At 42.5% G+C, this 21,239-nt stretch carries 21 protein-coding genes, 2 tRNA genes and 3 pseudogenes; 12 read left to right on the top strand and 14 right to left on the bottom strand.

The window, feature by feature from the left end; all coding sequences use genetic code 11:
- Window positions 1–114 precede the first annotated feature (114 nt).
- The 3 genes from BIW53_RS16600 to BIW53_RS16590 all read left to right on the top strand — a co-directional run bounded on the left by BIW53_RS16600 (window position 115) and on the right by BIW53_RS16590 (window position 1,473).
- Window positions 115–190, top strand: a tRNA-Glu gene (locus BIW53_RS16600).
- 73 nt (window positions 191–263) lie between these two features.
- A tRNA-Glu gene (locus tag BIW53_RS16595) sits at window positions 264–339 on the top strand.
- Between the two features lie 210 nt (window positions 340–549).
- Window positions 550–1,473 (top strand): SDR family NAD(P)-dependent oxidoreductase, encoded by a 924-nt coding sequence (locus BIW53_RS16590; RefSeq protein WP_070993160.1) that lies wholly within the window; start codon window positions 550–552, stop codon window positions 1,471–1,473.
- A 20-nt stretch (window positions 1,474–1,493) separates the two neighbouring features.
- On the opposite strand, the gene BIW53_RS21315 is transcribed toward BIW53_RS16590, so the two are convergent.
- A complete protein-coding gene (locus BIW53_RS21315) occupies window positions 1,494–1,673 on the bottom strand; it encodes an amidohydrolase family protein (RefSeq protein ID WP_139158878.1) in 180 nt (59 codons plus the stop codon).
- Between the two features lie 10 nt (window positions 1,674–1,683).
- On the opposite strand from BIW53_RS21315, the gene BIW53_RS21310 reads away from it, so the two are divergent.
- Entirely contained in the window at window positions 1,684–1,884 is a 201-nt protein-coding gene (locus BIW53_RS21310; RefSeq protein WP_139158877.1) for a hypothetical protein, read from the top strand.
- A 35-nt stretch (window positions 1,885–1,919) separates the two neighbouring features.
- On the opposite strand, the gene BIW53_RS16580 is transcribed toward BIW53_RS21310, so the two are convergent.
- Together BIW53_RS16580 and BIW53_RS16575 are read right to left on the bottom strand one after the other, a co-directional pair.
- Window positions 1,920–2,462 carry a cytochrome b gene (locus BIW53_RS16580; protein ID WP_070993158.1) on the bottom strand — a complete coding sequence of 181 codons (543 nt, stop codon included), beginning with the start codon at window positions 2,460–2,462 and terminating at the stop codon, window positions 1,920–1,922.
- Between the two features lie 129 nt (window positions 2,463–2,591).
- Window positions 2,592–3,398, bottom strand: a complete 807-nt coding sequence (locus BIW53_RS16575) for a LytR/AlgR family response regulator transcription factor (RefSeq protein ID WP_070993157.1) — start codon at window positions 3,396–3,398, stop codon at window positions 2,592–2,594.
- A gap of 381 nt (window positions 3,399–3,779) precedes the next feature.
- Here BIW53_RS16575 and BIW53_RS20985 point away from each other — a divergent pair, with 381 nt between their 5' ends.
- The 3 genes from BIW53_RS20985 (at window position 3,780) to BIW53_RS16565 (ending at window position 5,310) form a co-directional block, all read left to right on the top strand.
- Entirely contained in the window at window positions 3,780–3,935 is a 156-nt protein-coding gene (locus BIW53_RS20985; RefSeq protein WP_175442159.1) for a hypothetical protein, read from the top strand.
- A 19-nt stretch (window positions 3,936–3,954) separates the two neighbouring features.
- Window positions 3,955–4,515 carry a hypothetical protein gene (locus tag BIW53_RS16570; protein WP_070993156.1) on the top strand — a complete coding sequence of 187 codons (561 nt, stop codon included), beginning with the start codon at window positions 3,955–3,957 and terminating at the stop codon, window positions 4,513–4,515.
- Between the two features lie 144 nt (window positions 4,516–4,659).
- Window positions 4,660–5,310, top strand: coding sequence for a hypothetical protein (locus BIW53_RS16565; RefSeq protein ID WP_070993155.1), 651 nt, complete (start codon window positions 4,660–4,662; stop codon window positions 5,308–5,310).
- 48 nt (window positions 5,311–5,358) lie between these two features.
- Here the strand turns inward: BIW53_RS16565 and BIW53_RS21135 are convergent.
- Window positions 5,359–5,506: pseudogene (locus tag BIW53_RS21135) on the bottom strand (endonuclease III); the annotation flags it as partial.
- 185 nt (window positions 5,507–5,691) lie between these two features.
- Between BIW53_RS21135 and BIW53_RS21230 the strand changes: the two are divergent.
- Window positions 5,692–7,257 carry a methyl-accepting chemotaxis protein gene (locus BIW53_RS21230; RefSeq protein ID WP_070993154.1) on the top strand — a complete coding sequence of 522 codons (1,566 nt, stop codon included), beginning with the start codon at window positions 5,692–5,694 and terminating at the stop codon, window positions 7,255–7,257.
- Window positions 7,258–7,374: 117 nt separating this feature from the next.
- Here the strand turns inward: BIW53_RS21230 and BIW53_RS21265 are convergent.
- Both BIW53_RS21265 and BIW53_RS16555 read right to left on the bottom strand, forming a co-directional pair.
- Window positions 7,375–7,530, bottom strand: a pseudogene (locus tag BIW53_RS21265) (endonuclease III); the annotation flags it as partial.
- Window positions 7,531–7,614: 84 nt separating this feature from the next.
- Window positions 7,615–8,529, bottom strand: a complete 915-nt coding sequence (locus tag BIW53_RS16555; RefSeq protein WP_070993153.1) for a LysR family transcriptional regulator — start codon at window positions 8,527–8,529, stop codon at window positions 7,615–7,617.
- A 167-nt stretch (window positions 8,530–8,696) separates the two neighbouring features.
- On the opposite strand from BIW53_RS16555, the gene BIW53_RS16550 reads away from it, so the two are divergent.
- The 4 genes and pseudogenes from BIW53_RS16550 to BIW53_RS16535 all read left to right on the top strand — a co-directional run bounded on the left by BIW53_RS16550 (window position 8,697) and on the right by BIW53_RS16535 (window position 12,172).
- Complete coding sequence (locus tag BIW53_RS16550; RefSeq protein ID WP_070993152.1) at window positions 8,697–9,383, top strand: type 1 glutamine amidotransferase domain-containing protein; 687 nt, start codon at window positions 8,697–8,699, stop codon at window positions 9,381–9,383.
- 51 nt (window positions 9,384–9,434) lie between these two features.
- Window positions 9,435–9,847, top strand: a pseudogene (locus tag BIW53_RS16545) (organic hydroperoxide resistance protein).
- A gap of 50 nt (window positions 9,848–9,897) precedes the next feature.
- Window positions 9,898–11,055: an iron-containing alcohol dehydrogenase gene (locus BIW53_RS16540; RefSeq protein WP_070993151.1), complete on the top strand. Its 1,158-nt coding sequence runs from the start codon at window positions 9,898–9,900 to the stop codon at window positions 11,053–11,055.
- 73 nt (window positions 11,056–11,128) lie between these two features.
- Entirely contained in the window at window positions 11,129–12,172 is a 1,044-nt protein-coding gene (locus BIW53_RS16535; protein ID WP_070993150.1) for an NADP-dependent oxidoreductase, read from the top strand.
- Window positions 12,173–12,358: 186 nt separating this feature from the next.
- Here BIW53_RS16535 and nth read toward each other — a convergent pair whose 3' ends face one another.
- The 8 genes from nth to BIW53_RS16495 all read right to left on the bottom strand — a co-directional run bounded on the left by nth (window position 12,359) and on the right by BIW53_RS16495 (window position 21,164).
- The gene (gene nth, locus BIW53_RS16530) at window positions 12,359–12,991 is read right to left on the bottom strand and encodes an endonuclease III (protein WP_070993149.1); all 633 of its coding nucleotides are present in this window, start codon (window positions 12,989–12,991) and stop codon (window positions 12,359–12,361) included.
- An 18-nt stretch (window positions 12,992–13,009) separates the two neighbouring features.
- On the bottom strand, window positions 13,010–13,708 hold the full coding sequence (locus BIW53_RS16525) for an electron transport complex subunit E (RefSeq protein ID WP_070993148.1): 699 nt from the start codon (window positions 13,706–13,708) through the stop codon (window positions 13,010–13,012).
- Window positions 13,705–14,343 (bottom strand): electron transport complex subunit RsxG, encoded by a 639-nt coding sequence (gene rsxG / locus BIW53_RS16520; RefSeq protein WP_070993147.1) that lies wholly within the window; start codon window positions 14,341–14,343, stop codon window positions 13,705–13,707. The genes BIW53_RS16525 and rsxG overlap by 4 nt, the downstream gene beginning before the upstream one ends.
- Complete coding sequence (gene rsxD, locus BIW53_RS16515) at window positions 14,340–15,398, bottom strand: electron transport complex subunit RsxD (RefSeq protein WP_070993146.1); 1,059 nt, start codon at window positions 15,396–15,398, stop codon at window positions 14,340–14,342. Before rsxD ends, rsxG begins: the two co-directional genes overlap by 4 nt.
- Window positions 15,395–17,872 carry an electron transport complex subunit RsxC gene (gene rsxC, locus BIW53_RS16510; RefSeq protein WP_070993145.1) on the bottom strand — a complete coding sequence of 826 codons (2,478 nt, stop codon included), beginning with the start codon at window positions 17,870–17,872 and terminating at the stop codon, window positions 15,395–15,397. The genes rsxD and rsxC overlap by 4 nt, the downstream gene beginning before the upstream one ends.
- A 9-nt stretch (window positions 17,873–17,881) precedes the next feature.
- Window positions 17,882–18,436 carry an electron transport complex subunit RsxB gene (rsxB, locus tag BIW53_RS16505; RefSeq protein WP_070993144.1) on the bottom strand — a complete coding sequence of 185 codons (555 nt, stop codon included), beginning with the start codon at window positions 18,434–18,436 and terminating at the stop codon, window positions 17,882–17,884.
- 2 nt (window positions 18,437–18,438) lie between these two features.
- Complete coding sequence (gene rsxA, locus BIW53_RS16500; protein ID WP_070993143.1) at window positions 18,439–19,020, bottom strand: electron transport complex subunit RsxA; 582 nt, start codon at window positions 19,018–19,020, stop codon at window positions 18,439–18,441.
- 200 nt (window positions 19,021–19,220) lie between these two features.
- Entirely contained in the window at window positions 19,221–21,164 is a 1,944-nt protein-coding gene (locus BIW53_RS16495) for an EAL domain-containing protein (protein WP_070993142.1), read from the bottom strand.
- Window positions 21,165–21,239 lie beyond the last annotated feature (75 nt).

Here is a 21,239-nt window from a genome sequence, read left to right as displayed (position 1 = left end):
CACGGCGGTAACAGGGGTTCGAATCCCCTAGGGGACGCCACTTTACTTAGGTAAAGTAACAAAAGCTCATATGGTGAGAGTTAAAATAACCAGTCCTAGTGACACTAATCCAGTGTCCCCTTCGTCTAGAGGCCTAGGACACCGCCCTTTCACGGCGGTAACAGGGGTTCGAATCCCCTAGGGGACGCCACTTTACTTAGGTAAAGTAACAAAGCTCATATGGTGAGAGTTAAAATAACCAGTCCTAGTGACACTAATTCAGTGTCCCCTTCGTCTAGAGGCCTAGGACACCGCCCTTTCACGGCGGTAACAGGGGTTCGAATCCCCTAGGGGACGCCAATTCTTATTTTTGCCAGCACTACGTTGGTAACTTATCTCATTCTATGAAATATAAAATTTCACAGCAAATTTTCTAAATTACCTAAAGAGTTATGAGCCTCGTTGTAACTTTAGTTCGTCAAGCCATTCATATTTACAGTATTGCCTTTCCAAAAAAGCTACATTAAAGTGACCGTCAGTGGCACACAGTTTGGTTAAGGAAAACACATAGTGAAAATCGTGATATCGGGCGCTACCTCAGGTTTTGGGGTCTCTTGGTTACGCCAGCTAGATAACAAGCAACAGGCAGAGTTTTTTGTACTGGCTCGTAATAGGTGCCGATTTGACGCTTTAATTGAGCGTGAACCATTAAAAAATCCAGTACACTATGTGGAATGTGATTTAGGGTCTTTGCGCTCAATAGAGCGAGCATGTGATCATATCAAATCTGTAACAGGACACATTGATATATTGATTAATAACGCGGGAATATACCCAAAGAATGAGCTTGAATTATCCCCCGATCATATTGAAATGGCCTTTGCGGTCAACCAACTTGCACCATATTATCTAACGGGAAAGTTGTTGCCTTTGCTAAATAATGCGAGGCAGGCAAGGGTGGTCAATACCGCTTCATTCCGCCACAAAGATGCAAAAGTTAACACCTCAGATATAGAGCTTGTGTCTCAGTTTAACGCTGAGCATGCTTATTGTAACAGTAAGCTATTTATCATCTTGTTTACTCGGTATTTGGCCAAGTTATTGCAGCATTCTACTATCTCAGTAAATTGCTTTGATCCGGGTATCGTTGATACCCCAATGTTAAAACAAGCCTTTCCCAAATCACTCACTTTACTGTATCCACTAGCTCGAAGAATAATAGCGCGCTCAAGCTTCAAAGGTGCTCAAACGGGCGTGTTTTTATCTTTAGCAACGGAGTGCGAGTGCACAACAGGACAATATTTCAAAGATAATAAGGTAATTACCACGAGTAAAAAAGCTAAAGATGATGAACTGGCATCTTGGTTGTGGCGGGAGTGTGAGAGACTCTCGGGTTTTTGTTACCCTACTTTGCCAATAAACAAGTTAAAGAACCTCGGGAATGACGCCCCTGTGATCAACAGAAAACGCCCACCACTCGGGCGGGCGATTTAATTAAACCCTCTGAAGAGAGGTTATTCAAATAGGCCCTTTATGATGGGAACAGCGTTTTCAACCATATGTAGGCCATTGCTCCAAATATGCAAAGGCGCTAAGGTCTGCTTATCTAGCAATACCAAGTCAGCATCACTATTAATTTTGATAGTCCCTTTGTTCAACCCGAGTATTTGTGCGGGGTTTGCAGTTATCGCCATTTATGATGACTTGTTTGCAAGTAGCAAATATCTATATGCCAGTATTACCGGTGATGATGGTCGCTATGTGGAGAAAATTGAACTTAATAATAACATCGCAAAGGATATGGCATTGTTGGGCGAGCAGATGCTCGCAGGCGTAACACACAACGATCAAATATGGCTTTATGATAAGTTGAGAGCCTCGTCTAAATACCTTAAATTGGAGTAGCCCAAATGCTTTGGCTTGAGCTACTCATTGCAGAATTAGGCTCTGCCTAGCATTCTGCGCAGGGTGGCGTCTTTATCAACCATATGATGTTTGAATGCTGCACCAATGTGCGCAACGATGAGTGCGGATAAACCATAGCCAATTAGACTATGGGCATTTTTGGCAATGATAAAAATGGTTTCGTTTAATGGCACAACCTCATCGCCGACGATGTTTTCTGACACTAGATGAAAACCAAACACATCAATGCCATAGCCACCAAACCCTGAGTAAAGCATACCACTGACAGGCATTAGAAGCGTGCCAAGTAATAACAACCAATGTGCTACATGAGCCAGTTTCTGATTGCTAAGTGACACACCCTCAGCTGCGGCGGGAAAACCACGTTTAACACGATAAATAACTCTGGGTAGAACTAGCAATAGCGCCAAAACACCAAGCGCTTTGTGAATAGGGTACAGTGCCCAGACTTCAAGATTAACCATATAAAAGCCGACCATGATCAGGCCAAGCATAGTAAAGCCAACCAGCCAGTGCATGGCTCTGGTTGTAACACTAAGAGATGATTGATTATTCATACTTGCTCCTTAACTAACGGAGCTAAAAAGTTACCTAGTTTTATATTTGGCAGCCACATCAAGGGGACAAATAATAGACTTTTTGGGACCAATGGGTGGAGCTTTGCCATTCGTCCCAAGCGTTGATGACTAATGGCTTATCAATGAATGAGCATCTTTGCGTTTACCTTTACTCACAGGCACCTGCTGAGCGGTAGTAAGCAGAATTTGACCATGTCCAGAACGTTCATTTATGACAGTTTGTGCATGCGTAATATTTACAAAGTAAGATCTGTGGCAGCGGAAAAATTGTTCGGGAGGTAGTAAGGTCTCAAGTTCTTTCATGGTGCCACGCAGAAGGTGTGTTTTTTCATCGGTGACAACCTCAATGTAGTTTCCTGCCGCTTTAACAAATAAAATATCCACCAACTTGATATGTGTATCGTCTAAGATGAGCATAGTAGGTTCATACAAAAGCTCATCGTTTGCTGTATCGGCTATGGTTGTTGCTTCAGTAACTTGCTCAATATTACGCTCGAAAAAGGTATGTTTAAGGTGCCACACCAATACTATCGTTATATATGCAATAACGTGATGGTGCCATTGATAAAATAGACTTTCTTGCCAAGAGATCTTTTCAACAATGATATCCAAAGTGGTATTCACTGCAAGTGCAAACCCAATAGCGTACAACCCAACCAGTGAATACTTATTAAACTGTGATGTAAAACGGGGGTAATTAAACGCATTACATAACGCCGGAGTCATAACTAGCCACACTCCAAACTTTTGTAATGACCAAATGATAGATGAAGAGATATCAACACGCTCTTTGGCTATCAACAAGCTATGAACCGTACAGTTTAGGCATACTACAGTGAGAATAAGCGCCCAGCCTATTAGCATAATTTGATAGTCTTTAAGTTTGAAAAATTGATTTTTCAGTAATGTATCCACGGTTCAATTACCTGACAGGGGGTTGAAGTCATTTCAAATATGATAAATTAACTAAAACAGACCAACAACAAAGGTGAAAAGTTTCGGATTTTGGCAAATTTAAAAACTTGTTTCTGAACACCTTAATTGAGGTTTTGTTACAATCATTTACCTAACCAGTTATACATTTTAACTTAATTATTTGTTGAAGTAATGTTTAGAAAGTAAGATGACAAAGCCTGTTAGCTGAGTACATTAGCCTTTCAGGTATGAGAGTATTAATAAATTTTAATAAACCAAACCTTTGCGATTCAATCAAATCTTCAACCATGCATCTACTTTGTATACGATGGTAAGCATTTGCGCTAAGGTGAGAGATGAATAGAAATAAGGAATTAGATTATGAAAACCTCAATTAAACTTAAAGTAAATGCAAAGAAACTCAAAGAACTATCACAAGCACAGGCGCAGCAAGTTGGTGGTGGTACAAGTGATGGTGGCGAACCTCAACAAGCACAAGCAGCCGCTTGCCCAACTATTTATAGTTGTGCGTGTTAGGCATTAAAAAGGATGATGCATGAATGATATTTTATATGGTTTTGGCTGGGGCTTAAAAGGAATTGAACTGCTAATTGTTCTTTTTTGGTCATACAAATTTTCCAAGATACGATGGAAACTGTTTTTTGGTCAAAAGAAGGATTTATCTTCAGTTCAACATCATGAGCTTTATTCCTGTTTTTTAACTGCGTTTTGCTTTTTGATTTTTCATCTAATGGGGTCAGAGTTAGAGCAGTTCTTGCTATCCCTCCAGATGGATAAGGCGGAACATATAAAGCTGTTCTACCCCTGCATGATAGTATTGAGGGTCTCCTTACTCTTAACTCTATTTTGTTTACATTTAGTACGAGGCTGTACTTTTTCTCCGACAGCTCGTATTTGTGCGTATTCTACAATAGTGGCAATAATGCTTATGGGAATACAGCTTATAGCAAGGGGCTATTTTGATTATCATGACTTCAGTATGGTATACAAAGTCGGCTTTTGGGTTTGTAATTTAATAGTTATCACAGCGTTATGCACTTACCCGATTCGCAGCTTAAAGGACTATTTTAAAGAAAAACATGTAATGGCTGAGTGATGCCGGCAAGTGATGTAAGATATCATTGAAATGTAGAATGGTGAGCTTATTCTCACCATTTTTATTGCTCAAAATAAAGAGTAAACAAATTATGACAATTAGTATGTGAATTATGAGTGTTCGTTCTCATCTGTTAGTGTGTGGATGCACAACAATGTGTTCGATACCCATGTTTACCGTGCTGCAATATTATGCGGGTTATGTTTAATGACACTCAATGAGTTTTTATATCGTGCAGGATGGGTCGTCAAGGGATTTGAATTTTTAACGATAGTTTGGTTTTTGGTTGCAAAGTTTCCTCGTCATAGATGGTCACTGTTCTTTGCTACCAAGCGAGACATGGTTTCTCGCGAATTGCACGAAATGCATTCGTGTTTTATCGTCGCAGTGTGTACATTTGTTTTTCACGTATTAGGTTCAGAATACGGATCATACATCGTTACTTTAACTTTTGGTCGAATTCCGGTAATTCGGCTGTTCTATCTAGCGATGATGGTTCACACGTTTACATATGTAATGGCTGTACTCGTGCTTCATTTATTACGGGGTTGTGCTATGTCAATTGCAGCACATCGATGCCTGATACTTTCGTTGTGTACGGTCGTGGTACTCATGATTCAGCTAACAGCAAGAGGCTACTTTGATTATCATGAGCTCAAACCTCTGTATGCAACCTGCATCTGGGCCATTAACCTTTCCTGCTTGGCTGCTATTTATAAATATCCTGTTGAACAGACAAAGATGTACTATAAAAACGCAAAGAAGCTTGATCGAGAAAAACGCAAAGAAGCTTGATCGAAGTAACGAAGTCCTCCTTAGGAGGACGATAATCAAGTGTATGGCTTATCTGTTAATCTTTTCTTTAAACTCACACAAATCTTCAGCCATGCACGAACCACATTTAGGTGTACGCGCAGTCCACACAAGCACGCATGGTCAGCCTGTGATGAACATCGACTTTAAACTCTTTGGGAAGCACTCTTTCAGTTTTACTGGCTCACAGATATTGTGAAAGTTGGCTGCCGTGCCTTAATGTGCTTTCTATTATTGGTACGAATCATATATTTAGATTTTCTTTTATTTGTTCCCTGTGTGAACCTAATTTGATTTATAACCGTAAAGAACATAGTGTTGTTAGGTTAATACGTAATTTTCCAATTATCTGTGGTGGGTTTAATGTTCTTCAAAAAAAATATCGTCCGAGAGGCAAACATTCAATTTGTTAACTGTCTCAGTGCACCTGCGTTATTAGTTGATCAAAACGCCAACATCCTTGCTACTAGCAAATCGGCTAAGCAACTTTTAGACATGGCGAAAGAACAAGATGCAGTGACTTTGAGCAGCGTTCTACCCTCCGTGATGTTAACTGAGGGACATCAAGAAACTCTGATTGATGGAACGGTATACAAAACAACTGCTACTCAAATTAATAGTGATAATAACCCTTTGTGGCTTTTGCAATTTGAACTAGATACTTTATTGCTGGGAGTTGATGAGTTTCTTGACGAGTTTCTCGCTGTTGATAATGATGCCTACTGCCTAATAAGCGAAAGTGGTAATGTTTTGAAGTGCTCTCCCATGTTCGAGCCGGTTATCAAGCAGCTTGATATAAATGAAGTGATATCTAACTTTTCCACTACAAAAAATATTACTTTAAATGATAAAGTGTTTGAGGTGTTTTGTTATCAGCTTCCCCACATTAAAAGTGCTCGATTATATAAATTTAAAGAGATAGAGCAAAACGAGGGTGAATCACAGAAAATAGATCTCATGAAGCGGGTCGTAGAAAACACAACTTGTTCAGTCATTGTTACCAATGCCAAGGGAGAAATTTTATACGTCAACCCAGGTTTTGAGAAACTGACAGGCTATCACGCGTCTGAGGTTATGGGAAAACGTCCCGGTAGCATGCTGCAAAGAGAACAGACAGATAAAGCGACGGTTGCTCGTATTTCAGCAAACCTAAAAAACAAACAGCCTTTTTATGAAGAGATTCTAAATTTTGATAAGCAAGGGAATCCCTACTGGATTGTCTTGTCAGTAAATCCAACGTTCGATGAAAATGGCATACACACAGGTTTTGTTGGTGTAAGTTCTGATATTCGTGATATTAAACGTCAAGTTATTGAACAACTCACCCAAAGAGATGCAGTTGACAAGAATTCGGTAGTTATAGAATTTCAATTTGAAGGGGAGTTGATAGAAGCGAATGAGTTTTGCCTTAACCAGTTAGAGCAACAGTCATCTTCCGTTGTAAATAATATTATAGGCAATTTGTTTAGTCACACATCCGATCAAGATAAACATAAATTGATAAATGGCGAATCGATAAATTTGACCATGAACTTGAACAGCGGTGACAAAGCGATATTACTCGACTGTATTGTTACGCCAATCGTTAATCTAAATGGGGAAGTGCACAAGTTTATTGCGTTTGGCGATAATATATCGGAGAGGAACTCTGTAATTGAAAGTACCCATACAGCGATGAGTCAAGTTTTAGATCGCATTCAAGGTATAGTGAAAACCATAAATTCTGTTTCTGAGCAGACGAATTTACTCGCTTTAAATGCGGCGATAGAGGCTGCGAGAGCGGGTGAAGCCGGGCGAGGTTTCGCCGTGGTGGCTGATGAAGTGAGAGCATTAGCTTCAACCTCTACTGATGCTGCTAGCCAAATAGGCGGGTTAATTAAGGAAACCCAAGAGCATGTGAACGGCCTGTCAAATTTCCTTGCTTCTTAGATGCCTTAAGATTCAATAAGTCAGACAGGTTTACGATTAGCGCTCAGGTTAGTGCTAAACATTAACACTAACCTTTTTAGAGCGCACCTGTCTAAAAGGCAGTTTTTAACATCGAAGCTAATCAGTTTTGTCTTTAAACTCATACAAGTCTTCCATCAAACACGAGCCACACTTTGGTTTACGCGCCGTACACACATAAAGGCCGTTTAAAATAAGCCAGTGGTGAACGTCTACCTTAAACTCCTTGGGCACGACTTTTTCGAACTTTTTCTCAAGCTCGTAGACAACTTCATATATTCAGAAAAGGTGAATCTTTAAGGTAAGAAGTATCTACAAAGCAAAGAATACTGATAATCATCATTGGGTAGAGCTTAAGTTTATTTGGCCAGCAAAATACTCCTTCAAATAATTAAGTAATAATCTGAGTTTTTTCGAGTTGGCAGTGCCAGGAGGGAACACACCATAAACATTTATGTCATTAAATTCATAGTCATCAAGTACGGTTTGTAGGGTGCCAGCTTGAATTTTTGGCCAAGCATCATAAACAGGAATTCTGGCTAAGCCGTGGCCAGCTTCAACAAATGCAGTGCGAGCAGCAGCATTATTAGTAGTAATGCTTCCTTTGGTGGCTATGCGAAAAGAGCGGCCTCCTTTCGTTAGGTTTAATACCCCAGAGGTTAATTTGTAAATTACCCATTGATGGTTAACTAAATCATCAGGATTTTTTGGTTGTCCATATTGAAGAAAATACTCGGGAGAACCACACAGACAGGTCTTTAACGTGGCTAATTTAACCGCTTGTAGACCAGAGTCAGGCAATGGTGCTCCGCGGATCGCCAAATCGATCCCTTCTTTTATGATATTGACCACTTCATCGGTCAGCATGACATCAAGCTCAATTTTAGGATAAATTTTCTTAAACTCATTGAGTGCAGGCACAATAGTCTGTAAGCCAACATTTACTGGACAGGTTATTTTAAGTAACCCGATAGGCTCATTTTTAAAGTTTTCAATTTGTAGATTAGCAGCACTGGCTTGTTCGGCAATTGCATGGCAGCGTTCATAATAGGCTTGTCCCGCTTCTGTGAGATTAATCGAACGTGTTGATCGATTAAGCAACTTTACTTCGAGTTGTGCTTCAAGCTTTTTTAGGTGATAACTGACGACTGCTCGAGAGAGTCCTAAATGTTTTGCTGCCGCACTTAAACTGCCTTGTTCAATAACTTGAGCAAAAACAACCATACTTTTGAGTTGTTCAAATGATACATTCATACACTTACCCGTCAATCAAAGTACACCTCATTTATTGTATCAATTTTTAATACAATATTGTCAGTTTTATCTGCATTGTTCATATATGTTCATAGCCCTATACTGTTTACATAGGCAATGAAAAAGCACTTAAGCGCATCACATGTATTGATCACAGGATAAATAATATGACTAAAAAAATATTAATGGTACTTACGTCGCACGATGAACTTGGCAACACAGGTAATAAAACCGGTTTTTGGGTTGAGGAATTTGCTGCCCCTTACTACGCATTTGTTGATGCGGGTGTTGAAGTTACCTTGGCTACCCCAAAAGGCGGGCAAGCACCTATTGACCCAACAAGCACGTTAGAAGACTTCCAAACTGAGGCCACTCATCGCTTTGAGGCTGATGATGTCGCGCAAGCTAAAATAGCGAACACGGTAATATTATCTTCAGTTAACGAAAGTGACTTTGATGGTGTGTTCTATCCTGGTGGTCATGGTCCTTTGTGGGATCTTACCGACAATACCGACTCAATTACGTTGATTGAAAACTTTCTCAAAGCAGGTAAAGCCGTTGCGGCAGTTTGTCATGCCAGTGCTGCTTTATTAAATGTAAAGCAAGCTTCTGGCGACTTTGCTATTAAAGGTAAAGCGGTAACAGGCTTTACTAACAGTGAAGAAGAAGCTGTGCAATTAACCGAAGTGGTGCCATTTTTACTTGAAGATGAACTCATTAAGCGTGGTGGTAACTACCAAAAAGCACAAGACTGGCATGCTTTTGTCGTACAAGACGGTCTTATTATTACCGGTCAAAACCCAGCGAGTTCAGCATTAGTTGCTCAAAAGTTACTCGCTCACCTTTTTGCTTAAACTAACGTATTTATAAACATATTACTTCGCAAAAGTTAACTGTAATTCAAGATGAAAAAATTACAGAACATAGCTTATGTCGCAAAAGTAACAGCCACTGGTAGTCGTGAAGGCACTGCAAAATCAGACGACGGCCGATTACAACACTCAAAGGTTTAGGCGGCGATGACGGGCAGGGCACTAATCTTGAGCAATTAGTTGCAGCGGGTTATGCCGCTTGTTTTATTGGCGCATTAAGATTTGTTGCGGGTCAAGAGAAAGCAGCTTTACCTCGCGAGACTTATATCAATTCAGAAGTCGAGATAGGTACAGTTGAAGGTGGTTTTGACATAGCAGTGAGACTTACGATGGCATTAGGTGATATGGATAAAAATGCACAGTACGTGGTAGAGAAAGCACATCAAGTCTGCCCGTACTCACACGCTACACGCGGTAACATTGGCGTGAGCTTAACCATTATTTAATACCGAACTTATTTAAAAATTACTTACGTAAAACACTTTAGGATATAACAATGTTAGATTTCAGTTTTCAAAACCCAACCCGTATTCACTTTGGTGAAGGGCAAATTGCCGCCATTTCCCAAGAGATCCCATTAGATGCAAGAGTGTTACTGGTTTATGGTGGTGGCTCAATAAAAAGTAATGGGGTATATCAACAAGTGGTTAGTGCGCTTAATAAACACACTTGGTTTGAATTTTCAGGTATTGAGCCAAACCCAAGTTATGACACCTTAATGAAAGCTCAAAAGATCATTAAAGCACACAGTATTGATTATATACTTGCAGTTGGTGGTGGCTCTGTCGTTGATGGCGCTAAATTTATTGCCGCTGCCACTTTATTTGATGGCAATGACCCTTGGAATATACTTGCTAAGCAGCAAACCATTACGCAGGCACTACCTATTGGCGCGGTTTTAACTCTTCCTGCCACAGGCTCTGAAAGTAATGGTAACTCTGTTGTCACTCGAGACGGAAATAAACTACCATTTTCAAGCCCTCTGGTTCGCCCACTATTTGCAGTGTTAGATCCAAAAGTCACTTTGTCACTATCGGATCGTCAAATCGGCAATGGTGTAGTTGATGCATTTGTTCATACTATCGAGCAGTATTTAACCTATAGCGTTAATGGCAAGGTACAGGATCGTTTTAGTGAAGGGCTATTGCAAACCTTGATTGAAGAAGGGCCTAAAGCCCTAGAGCCTGCAACTAAAGAAAACCTAGAAGTTAGAGCCAATATTATGTGGTCGGCAACCATGGCATTAAATGGCCTGATTGGTGCTGGTGTCCCACAAGATTGGTCAACACATATGATAGGCCATGAATTAACTGGGGCATTCGGAATTGATCACGCACGTACCCTATCTATAGTATTGCCGGCAGTAATGAAAGTCTGTCGCGATAAAAAGCGTGAGAAATTACTCCAATATGCATCGCGAGTTTGGCAATTAACTGAAGGTGATGATGATACTCGTATTGATCAAGCGATTCTCTTAACCGAACAGTTTTTCACTAAAATGCAAGTACCTACTCGATTGTCTGACGTTGACCTTGGCATCAAAGATATTGACTTACTTATTAAGCGATTAGAAGAACATGGTATGACGGCACTTGGTGAACACGGTGATATAACCTTAGATAAAAGTCGTGAGATCTTAATTCAAGCATTATAACTACCAGACAAGCACAAGTGGCGCATAGGAAATTCTACACGCCACTCGTCACCCCTTTTATTATGGAAGTATTATGACTCAAACAACTGATATAAACCGCCAAATTCTTTTAGCATCAAGGCCATCAGGCGCCCCAGTAGCTGAAAACTTCAACCTAGTTCAAAGTGAAAAGCCAACACCTGAAGCAGGAGAAGTTTTGCTGCGTACCATTTATCTTTCTCTTGACCCATATATGCGAGGTCGAATGAATGATGCTAAATCTTATGCTGATCCCGTTGCTTTAAATGAGGTGATGGTTGGTGGTAGCGTATGTCGAGTAGAAGCATCAAGGCATGAAGATTATAAACAAGGTGATTGGGTTGTTGCTTTTGGCGGTTGGCAGGATTATAGCGTCGCTAAAGGAGATGAATTACTCAAGCTTGATAATAACATGGCTAACCATTCACATGCTTTAGGCGTATTGGGGATGCCTGGATTAACGGCTTATATGGGCTTACTTGATATTGGTCAGCCCAAAGCAGGTGAAACAGTAGTGGTTGCTGCGGCAACAGGTGCAGTGGGCAGTTTAGTGGGCCAAATCGCTAAGTTACAAGGTTGTAAAGTGGTGGGTATTGCAGGTGGCCAGAGCAAATGCCGATATGCGGTTGAGACGTTAGGGTTTGATTACTGTCTCGATCACAAAAGTGATGATTTAGCACAGCAATTAGCAAAAGTTTGTTCATCGGGTATTGATGTGTATTTTGAAAATGTGGGCGGTAAAGTATTTGACGCGGTGATGCCGCTATTAAATAGCTGTGCGCGGGTGCCTTTATGTGGACTCATTTCTCAGTATAACGCAACTGAACTACCCAGTGGCCCTGACAGACTATCTTTATTAATGGGCATGTTATTAACGAAACGCATTAAAATGCAGGGTTTTATTGTCTTTGATGATTACGGCCATCGACATGGCGAGTTTAGTCAGCAAATGGAAAAATGGTTATTGGCCGGACAAATAACCTATAAAGAGCATGTTGTTGACGGGCTTGAAAATTCTGTAAGCGCTTTTATCGGTTTATTAAAGGGTGAAAACTTTGGTAAATTAGTTGTACGAGTAGGGCCTGACGAACTCAAATAATTATAGTTAAGTTAAAGGTAACATAGCCGTTACCTTTAACTATAATTGAGCCTGCACTAGGTCATAAATATGATTTACATAGAATAGTGGGGCAGCCATTTAATAGCGGCAAAAGACTGTGCTCAAAATCCTGAGGTATGTATTCAAGTTATCAAAGCCACAGAACAAGTAGTTGAAAGGATGGCTCTACTCAGTCTTATCCTTAAACTCACACAAGTCTTCAATCATACAAGAACCGCATTTAGGTTTACGAGCGGTACACACATAACGCCCGTGAAGAATAAGCCAGTGGTGAACGTCAACTTTAAACTCTTTAGGCACCACCTTTTCAAGCTTTTGTTCTACAGCTACAACATCTTTACCCATGGCAAATTTAGTGCGGTTAGAAACGCGGAAGATGTGCGTATCTACGGCGATGGTGGGCCAGCCAAAAGCGGTGTTCAATACCACGTTAGCAGTTTTTCTACCCACGCCAGGTAGAGCTTCAAGCGCTTCTCGGTTTTCAGGTACTTCACTGGCGTGCTTTTCAACCAAAATTTGGCACATTTTATAGACGTTGTTTGCTTTTGAGTTAAATAGGCCAATGGTTTTAATGTAGTCGCGCAAGCCCTCTAAGCCCAAATCTAAAATGCCTTGTGGCGTATTGGCAACAGGAAACAGTTTACGAGTGGCTTTGTTGACCCCCACATCGGTGGCCTGTGCAGACAGGGTAACCGCCACTAACAATTCAAACGCCGATGAGTACTCAAGCTCAGTTTCTGGATGTGGATTGTCATCGCGCAGGCGGGTGAGTATTTCAATACGTTTTTGTTTGTTCATAACTGCTTCTTTATTCTTTTACGTTAAACTAGTGACGCGAGCTCTGGGCGCTTTTTCTGGCTCTGTTGAAGGGGCCGCTTTTGCTTTAATCTGTGCATCAATTACATTTTTAGCGGCGATCAGTAGCCCTAAGCCGAGGAATGCACCTGGTGGTAAAATCGCTACTAAGAATTGACTGTCAAACTGAAAAACTTCCACTCGCAAACTAGCAGCCCACGGGCCCAGTAACAAGTTTGCACCATCAAACAGGGTACCTTGGCCAATCAACTCACGTAGGGTGCCGAGCACAATTAATACGATGGCAAAACCTAGGCCCATCATAACGCCATCCCAAGCGCTAAGTAGTGCGTTGTTTTTAGAGGCGAAAGCCTCTGCTCGGCCGATGATGGCACAGTTAGTCACAATCAAAGGGATAAATATTCCCAAGGATTGATATAAACCAAAGGTATAGGCGTTCATCAACAGTTGTACTATGGTCACAAACGCTGCGATGATCATAACAAAAACAGGAATACGAATGTCTTTAGGGACCCAATTACGTACCACTGAAACGGTCACATTAGAGCCCACCAATACTAACAAAGTTGCCAGCCCTAGTCCCAGCGCATTGGTAATTGTGCTTGTAACTGCCAACAGTGGACATAACCCTAATAGTTGTACAAGGGCGGGATTGTTTACCCACACACCTTCTTTGAACAAGGTTTTCATTTCACTCATTGTACGTCTCCATTGCACAGGTTCTTAGCTGCAAATAAGGCGGCAAAGTTTTGTTGTGTATACTCCACAGCTTGTTTCACTGAGGCAACAACGGCACGCGGCGTGATAGTGGCCCCTGTAAACTGGTCAAATTGACCGCCGTCTTTTTTAACTGCGAATTGTTTTGCGTTATCTGCGTTAACAGTGAGACCGTTGAATGTGGTGATCCAATCAGACTTTGCCAGCTCTACCTTATCACCAAGGCCTGGAGTTTCTTCATGACGAGTGACGCGCACTCCGCTAATACTGCCATCGGCTTTAACGGCAGTTAAAATATCAATATTACCGCTGTAACCTTTTGGTGTAACGTGGCGTACTAATAGGGCTGCAGGCTGTCCTGCTTTGGTTGCACGATAAATAATATGTGGTGAACCGGGCCCAAGTTCGGGCGCGTTGCTACGGGTGCAGTCTAGATACAAGGTATTGTCATATTCATCGGTGCTTAAAACTTGCCCTAATAGCTGCATCAGGTGCTGCTTTTCCTGTAAAGCAATCCGTTGTGCGGTCATTGATTGTACTATTGCTACGCTGCCTGTAGTTGCCAGTGCAAAGGCCGTTAAAATCGCTCCATTTCGATACATAGATTGCGCTATCATTTTGCTACTCCATGGCCGTAAGTGCGTGGTTGCGTGTAGTGATCGATTAAAGGCACTGCCATGTTCATAATTAACACCGCAAAGGCAACGGCATCCGGATAACCACCGTAGTTGCGGATCAAATATACCAGCAAGCCGATGCAAGCGCCGTAAATCAATCGACCACGATTTGTGGTGGAGGCCGACACAGGATCAGTGGCGATAAAAAATGCACCTAGCATGGTACCGCCGCTAAGCAAGTGAAATAAGCTGCCAGCATGACTTCCAGGTGCAATGATAAAGCCAATGGCGGAACAAAATGCCAGTGTACCAAGTAGCGCAACAGGTATATGCCAGTTAATCACTTTTGCTTTTAATAAAAATAGGCCGCCAACTAGGAAAGCGAGGTTAACCCACATCCAACCAATGCCAGCGAAGGCGGTAAATTGTTCACCCATCATCGCTTCAGTCACAGTAAAGTTTTGTGATACAGCTGTTTTTAAGGTATCAAGCGGTGTAGCCATGGTCGTGCCATCGACCGATGTCATCGCACTGAGTAGGTCTTGATGATTTGCTGAGTATTCGAAGAAAATCAGTGTTACTTGATCAGCTAAGCTCAGCGGTTGGGCAAGCAGGCTGGTGACAGGTGTCCAACTTGTCATTTGTACTGGGAACGAGATCAGTAATAACACGTAAGCTGCCATAGCTGGGTTAAACAAATTAAAACCTAACCCTCCATAGAGCTGTTTAACCATGGCAATAGCAAACACTGTACCGATCACAATCACCCACCACGGGGCAAGCGGCGGAATACTGATAGCCAGTAACACAGCAGTTAACCAAGCGCTGCCATCACTAAGGGCTGGCCAAACTGGTCGTTTACGAATGCTCAACATCAAGGCTTCACTGAGGCTGGCGGTGATTAGCGCTAAAAGCAGTTGTACAATCACACCAAAACCAAAGAAATAACACTGAGCAATAATACCAGGAATACAGGCCGCGATGACCGTAAGCATCAGTCTACTCAGGTTTTTATGATTGTGATTGTGTGGGGATGAGGCCATGCTTAGTTTCATGACGGATCATTTCCTTCTTGTTCTTTGGCTTGTTTCTTAGCCTTTGCTTTAGCGACAGCGGCTTTGATGGCTGCCTGACGTTTTTGCTCTGGCGTTTGTGGCTCTGAGTCTGATTTATCTTCACTTTGAGGCGCAGGCTCTGTCTGCGGCTCGCTTTGTTGCTCGGCCTGCTGTGCGGCTTTCTTTGCCTTGGCGCGTGCTATGGCAGCAGCCACGGCGGCCTTGCGCGGGTCGTCATCTGTTTTTGGTACACCAGAGTCAGAGGCTTGCGCGTGTTGCGGCGGCTCGCTTTGTTGCTCGGCCTGTGCGGCTTTTTTTGCCTTGGCGCGTGCTATGGCAGCAGCCACGGCGGCCTTGCGCGGGTCATCATCTGCTTTTGGTACACCAGAGTCAGAGACTTGCGCGTGTTGCGGCGGCTCGCTTTGTTGCTCGGCCTGCTGTGCGGCTTTCTTTGCCTTGGCGCGTGCTATGGCAGCAGCCACGGCGGCCTTGCGTGGGTCGTCATCTGCTTTTGGTACACCAGAGTCAGAGGCTTGCGCGTGTTGCGGCGGCTCGCTTTGTTGCTCGGCCTGCTGCGTGGCTTTCTTTGCCTTGGCGCGTGCTATGGCAGCAGCCACGGCGGCCTTGCGCGGGTCATCACCTGCTTTTGGTGCATCAGAGTCAGAGGCTTGCGCGTGTTGCGGCGGCTCGCTTTGTTGCTCGGCCTGCTGCGCAGCTTTTTTCGCTTTAGCGCGTGCTATGGCAGCAGCCACGGCGTCTTTTTTACTGCTGCTCTCATTCGAATTTTCATTTACAGCAGTGTCTTCGGAATGCTTTTGCTCCTTGTACTGCCGCGCTTGCTCTTTGCGTCTGGCTCGTTCCAATGCAACTTCACTGTTATCAGGTTCTAAACTACCATCAGCGGCTTTTTTCGCCTTAGCTCGTTCAATCGCTGCTTGTACTGCCGACTTATCACCTTGCTTTTGTTTTACTCTGGTAAGAGCATCAGCTACTTTGGCTTTTTCAGCGTCAGGTTTGGCCGCACGAGAGGTTGAACGTTTATGTTTATTTTGTCTTTCTTGCTGCTCGCGTTCTAATCGCTCTTTGCGAGCTTCGAAACGCTCTTTAGCTCGCTCCGCTTTGATCTGATCTAGTTTCTGTTCTCTGATCTCAGCCTTAGCTACTCGGTAATATTGCACCAGAGGGATCTCGCTGGGGCATACGTAAGAGCAGGCACCGCATTCGATACAATCAAATAGATTGTAAGCTTCTAGCTTGTCGTAGTCTTTGCTTTTGGCAAACCACTGTAACTGTTGAGGGAGCAAGGTTTGTGGGCAGGCATCAGCACAAGCGCTGCAACGAATACAGGCTTTTTCATCGCCAGGCTCAGCTAGTTCTTGATTGTCAGGGGCCAAGATACAGTTTGTGGTTTTTACCACCGGAATACGTACCGTAGGTAACGTAAAGCCCATCATCGGACCACCCATCACAACACGTTGCTCAGATACGGGAGTAAAGCCTTGGCAATCAAGCAGGTGTTTAATTTCAGTGCCAATAAGCGCCCAAACATTTTGTGGTTTGCCAATTGTGTTACCCGTGACAGTTACAACACGCTCAATCAGAGGCTTACCTTTATAAATTGCTTCACTAATAGCGAACAGGGTGCCGACATTCTGTACTAGTACACCAATATCTGCAGGGATCCCGGCGCTTGGCACTTCTTTCGATGTGAGCACGCGAATAAGCTGTTTTTCACCACCAGATGGGTATTTTGTTGGTATGGGTCGTACTAGAATTTTAGTATTATGTGTACTTGCCTGTTGCATCGCAGCAATTGCTTCAGGTTTGTTATCTTCAATGCCAATCAGGATACGTTGCGGTTTGAGCAGTTGCTGCATTACTTCAATGCCTTGCACAATTTCTTTTGCATGTTCACGCATTAAGAGGTCATCAGCGGTGATATAAGGTTCACACTCAACGCCATTAACAATAAGAAATTCTATTGGCTGGTGGCTATCGGCTTTAATATAGGTTGGAAAACCTGCGCCTCCCATACCTGCAATTCCGGCATTGTGTAAAATATCAATGAGCGTTTTGTGGCTGAGTTCGTGCAAATTACTGACGGGATTAAGTTCACACCAAGTGTCGTTGCCATCGGGTGCAATAACAATACTCAACTCTGGCAAAGCCGAAGGATGTGCTGAAGGCAATGGTTTAATTGCTGTGATTTCACCGGATGTTGACGCATGCACGGGGAGTGACCAGTTTGCTGTGGGTTTAGTCAGCGGTTGACCTTTTAGTACTTTGTCACCTTCTTTAACCAATAACTGGCCATTAGCACCTATATGCTGTTTAAGAGGTAATACAAGCTTGTCTGGTAATGGCAACCTTGCTGTAGGCTGCTGATTAGACAGTGACTTTTGCTGAGGTGGGTGAACGCCCCCCGGGAATTGCCACAGGGTACCACGTTCGATTTGTTCAAGTAACGAGTCCACTTAAACCTCTTAATCTATTTGTTTAACGGCAATGGCGTCCAATTGCCATTTCCAGGTTTGTTTGGTTTGCTCAACCGGAAGCATGTCAATACAATCAACAGGGCAAGGTTCCACACATAAATCACAGCCAGTGCATTCATCGTCAATGACCGTATGCATTTGTCTTGTTGCGCCGACTATGGCGTCAACCGGACAGGCTTGAATACATTTGGTACAACCAATACACTCATCTTCTCTAATATAAGCTACTGTTTTTACAGGTTCTGCTTGTTCACCCCCGGCTAATGGTTTAGGTTCAACACCCATTAAATCAGCCAGTTTTTTTACCGTGGCTTCACCACCTGGTGGACACTTATTTATTTCGTCGCCATTGGCTATTGCTTCAGCGTAGGGACGACATCCGGGGTAACCGCATTGCCCACATTGTGTTTGAGGTAAAATTGCATCTACTTGATCAACGATAGGGTTGCTTTCAACACGGTATTTGACTGCGGCGAAGCCGAGTATGAGTCCAAATACAAGCGCCAGTGAGCCCAGCGCAATTAAGGCATAAAACAAAGTCATGGTTATAATTTCACTAATCCAGAAAAGCCCATAAAGGCAAGCGACATAAGCCCTGCGGTTATCATTGCAATAGAAGCACCTTTAAAAGGGGTGGGAACGTCAGCAGCTGCTAATCGTTCACGCATTGCAGCAAATAAAACCAACACTAAAGAGAAACCAACGGCTGCGCCAAACCCATAAACTGCGGAACCGATAAAGGTGTGATCCTTTTTAATGTTCAATAAAGCCACCCCCAACACCGCACAGTTTGTGGTGATCAGAGGTAAGAAAATGCCTAATAGCCGGTATAGTGTGGGGCTAGTTTTGCGCACCACCATTTCAGTAAATTGCACCACAACCGCAATCACCAAAATAAAGCTCATGGTTCTTAGGAACGTTAGTTCTAGTGGTAACAGGATATATTGGTTGACTAAATAGCTGGTTACAGATGCCAAAGTAAGCACAAACGTGGTTGCCAAAGACATACCCACAGCTGTGTCTAACTTTCCGGAGACCCCCATGAATGGGCAAAGTCCCAAAAATTGAACCAGAACAAAGTTGTTTACCAGCACAGTGCCAATAAGCAACATGATATATTCAGTCATTGCTGCCCCTTTTGCGAAAAACTGAGGTGAGTTTTAGATGGCCGTGATTTTAGCAATTTTGTGCGCCAAGATCATAAAAAAATGACAGAATAAAAAACTATGACAGAGCACGTATGCCTTGAATTGTTGACACTTACCCAATGTGAAAGAATAAATAAGGCCATATAAAATGGCCTTATTTGCAAAATAGGGTCGTGTGGCTAAATTTCTTTGGGCTTTTCTATATAGTAGCCTTGTGCTCCATCTAAGCAGAGCGTTTCAACAATATGTTTTTCTTCTTGTGTTTCAACACCTTCAGCAAACACGTTTACTCCGATCCTATGTGCTAAATCGACCATTAAGCGCATGAAATATTGATTGTTTTTATCTTCTTCTAAGCCACGGGTATAACTTGCATCCATCTTAATAAAGTCCGGTTTAAGGTCTCTGAAGAACTTGAAGGAAGTTAAACCAACACCGAAGCGCTCTACCGTGATACGTGCACCAACACGATGAACCATATCAATAAAGCGTTTGCTAGCTTTAATATTTTGCTGCAGACCAAACTCGCTCACTTCAAATATGAGTTTAGAAGCAATATTAGCGTCTTTAAGTAAACGACGTTCTAACCAAATCACAAATTGGTCGCTATGGGCACTGGATGCTGTGACGTTGATACCAAAATATTTCTCAGTAAAGTTACGTGTCTTGATGAGTTCCAAAGAGGTATCAATGATTAAGCGGTCAATATCAATGGCCATCTCGAGCTTTTCAGCCATTGCCAAAAATGAAGCCGTTGGCAACATTTGGTTTTCTTCGGTTTTAAAGCGTGCTTGGATCTCGGCATAGGCTTTTGTGTTTTTACCTACCGGCATGATATTTTGCATCATCAGCGCAACACGCTTTGAGCTTATTACTTCACTGATCACTTTGCGCCAGTTTTGATTACCAAAACCAGCACCCACGTTGTTAACAAGGTCTGACTCTCGTTGGATGTGCCAAGCATTGGCTTGTTTACTTTGTGCCATGCTCATTGCGTTATCAACCACAGAAAGCAGCTCACCTAGCGGTTTACCTGTTTCGTAAGGTACTATACCTGTATTTGCTACCGAGCTAAGCTCTTGATTCTGTTGGAATTGGGTGAATCTCGCCTGTAACGTCTCACCGAAGTGTTCCGCTTCTTTAGAAGGCACATTGGGTAGAAGTACGGCGAAATCAGAGCTGTTTAGCCTAAAAGTTTGACTGCCTGTATAGGTACCGCTGACGTGCTTGATGATGTCTGACACAGATTTGATATATTCATCACCTTTTTGATAGCCACGAGTTTGGTTTATGATTTGTAGCTCACTACAGCGGATCATAGCCAAGCTACCAAAGGTCTTCTTCGTCGCAGACTCAATATGATGTTCATAGTGTTCAACAAACATGTTGCGATTGCCAAGGCCCGTGATCACATCTTTATAAGCTTCTTGTTTTATGCTTTGTGCGGCACTTTTTATATCGTGTTCTTTACTCTTTAAAAAATGCGCGAGACGTTTAAAAGAGGGCGTGAGGTCGGCACCTAGAGACTGCATTTCTTCGGTATCAAACTCACTGTCAATGTTTGCTGAATTTTGGTTGCGGGTGATGTAAACATCAACGGCATCAGCAACAGTGGTACTTACATTACGAATAAGGCGACGATAAATGGTACGCATATAAAAAATAGGAATAAACGCAAGCAGGGCAGTCACTGCAAATGTTAATAACATAGCTTGCTGCAATAGTTGGCCTTGACTTTGTGCGTTGATCACAAACTCAATTTTAATATCCTTGGTCTTATTTACGGCAAACTGCGGTCTGACAGCATTAATGCTGGACTCGATCATGCTTGCCAACAATGGTAGTGAACTTGGTTCGCTAATATTTAAAACTGTTTCACCGTTAAAGTTACGTACTATAAACGTAGAAAAGACTTTTCCGTCGGCGAGGGCGGTTTGAATGTGCTGAGGTGTCACTTCGGCCATTGTTTTATCATGGATGTACTGGGTGACCATAGATTGAGCACTTTGTTGTGCTTTACTTATTGCCGAGTCGAAGCTCGATGCAAAAAATAGCACACCAAGGAGTGAAAACATCAACCATGAGAAAAATTGTAACAATACGAGTTTCTTGAAACTAGCCATTATTCAGCCATTATTTTTATCTAAAACCGAGGGAAAAAAACTGCAATAAATCAAAATCTTTTTGATTGGATCTAA

This window comes from Pseudoalteromonas byunsanensis (assembly GCF_001854475.1).
GTDB classification, from domain to species: Bacteria; Pseudomonadota; Gammaproteobacteria; order Enterobacterales; family Alteromonadaceae; genus Pseudoalteromonas; species Pseudoalteromonas byunsanensis.
The sequence above is the reverse complement of the archived record's forward strand: the minus strand, read 5'-3'. Positions and strand labels throughout refer to the sequence as shown.

What these genes read in the sequence shown, in the direction of transcription:
- BIW53_RS21315 (WP_139158878.1), bottom strand. Translation starts at nt 1,673, where the DNA reads ATGGCGATAACTGCAAACCCCGCACAAATACTCGGGTTGAACAAAGGG.
- BIW53_RS16580 (WP_070993158.1), bottom strand. Translation starts at nt 2,462, where the DNA reads ATGAATAATCAATCATCTCTTAGTGTTACAACCAGAGCCATGCACTGG.
- BIW53_RS20985 (WP_175442159.1), top strand. Translation starts at nt 3,780, where the DNA reads ATGAAAACCTCAATTAAACTTAAAGTAAATGCAAAGAAACTCAAAGAA.
- BIW53_RS16570 (WP_070993156.1), top strand. Translation starts at nt 3,955, where the DNA reads ATGAATGATATTTTATATGGTTTTGGCTGGGGCTTAAAAGGAATTGAA.
- BIW53_RS16565 (WP_070993155.1), top strand. Translation starts at nt 4,660, where the DNA reads ATGCACAACAATGTGTTCGATACCCATGTTTACCGTGCTGCAATATTA.
- BIW53_RS21230 (WP_070993154.1), top strand. Translation starts at nt 5,692, where the DNA reads ATGTTCTTCAAAAAAAATATCGTCCGAGAGGCAAACATTCAATTTGTT.
- BIW53_RS16555 (WP_070993153.1), bottom strand. Translation starts at nt 8,529, where the DNA reads ATGAATGTATCATTTGAACAACTCAAAAGTATGGTTGTTTTTGCTCAA.
- BIW53_RS16550 (WP_070993152.1), top strand. Translation starts at nt 8,697, where the DNA reads ATGACTAAAAAAATATTAATGGTACTTACGTCGCACGATGAACTTGGC.
- BIW53_RS16540 (WP_070993151.1), top strand. Translation starts at nt 9,898, where the DNA reads ATGTTAGATTTCAGTTTTCAAAACCCAACCCGTATTCACTTTGGTGAA.
- BIW53_RS16535 (WP_070993150.1), top strand. Translation starts at nt 11,129, where the DNA reads ATGACTCAAACAACTGATATAAACCGCCAAATTCTTTTAGCATCAAGG.
- nth (WP_070993149.1), bottom strand. Translation starts at nt 12,991, where the DNA reads ATGAACAAACAAAAACGTATTGAAATACTCACCCGCCTGCGCGATGAC.
- BIW53_RS16525 (WP_070993148.1), bottom strand. Translation starts at nt 13,708, where the DNA reads ATGAGTGAAATGAAAACCTTGTTCAAAGAAGGTGTGTGGGTAAACAAT.
- rsxG (WP_070993147.1), bottom strand. Translation starts at nt 14,343, where the DNA reads ATGATAGCGCAATCTATGTATCGAAATGGAGCGATTTTAACGGCCTTT.
- rsxD (WP_070993146.1), bottom strand. Translation starts at nt 15,398, where the DNA reads ATGAAACTAAGCATGGCCTCATCCCCACACAATCACAATCATAAAAAC.
- rsxB (WP_070993144.1), bottom strand. Translation starts at nt 18,436, where the DNA reads ATGACTTTGTTTTATGCCTTAATTGCGCTGGGCTCACTGGCGCTTGTA.
- rsxA (WP_070993143.1), bottom strand. Translation starts at nt 19,020, where the DNA reads ATGACTGAATATATCATGTTGCTTATTGGCACTGTGCTGGTAAACAAC.
- BIW53_RS16495 (WP_070993142.1), bottom strand. Translation starts at nt 21,164, where the DNA reads ATGGCTAGTTTCAAGAAACTCGTATTGTTACAATTTTTCTCATGGTTG.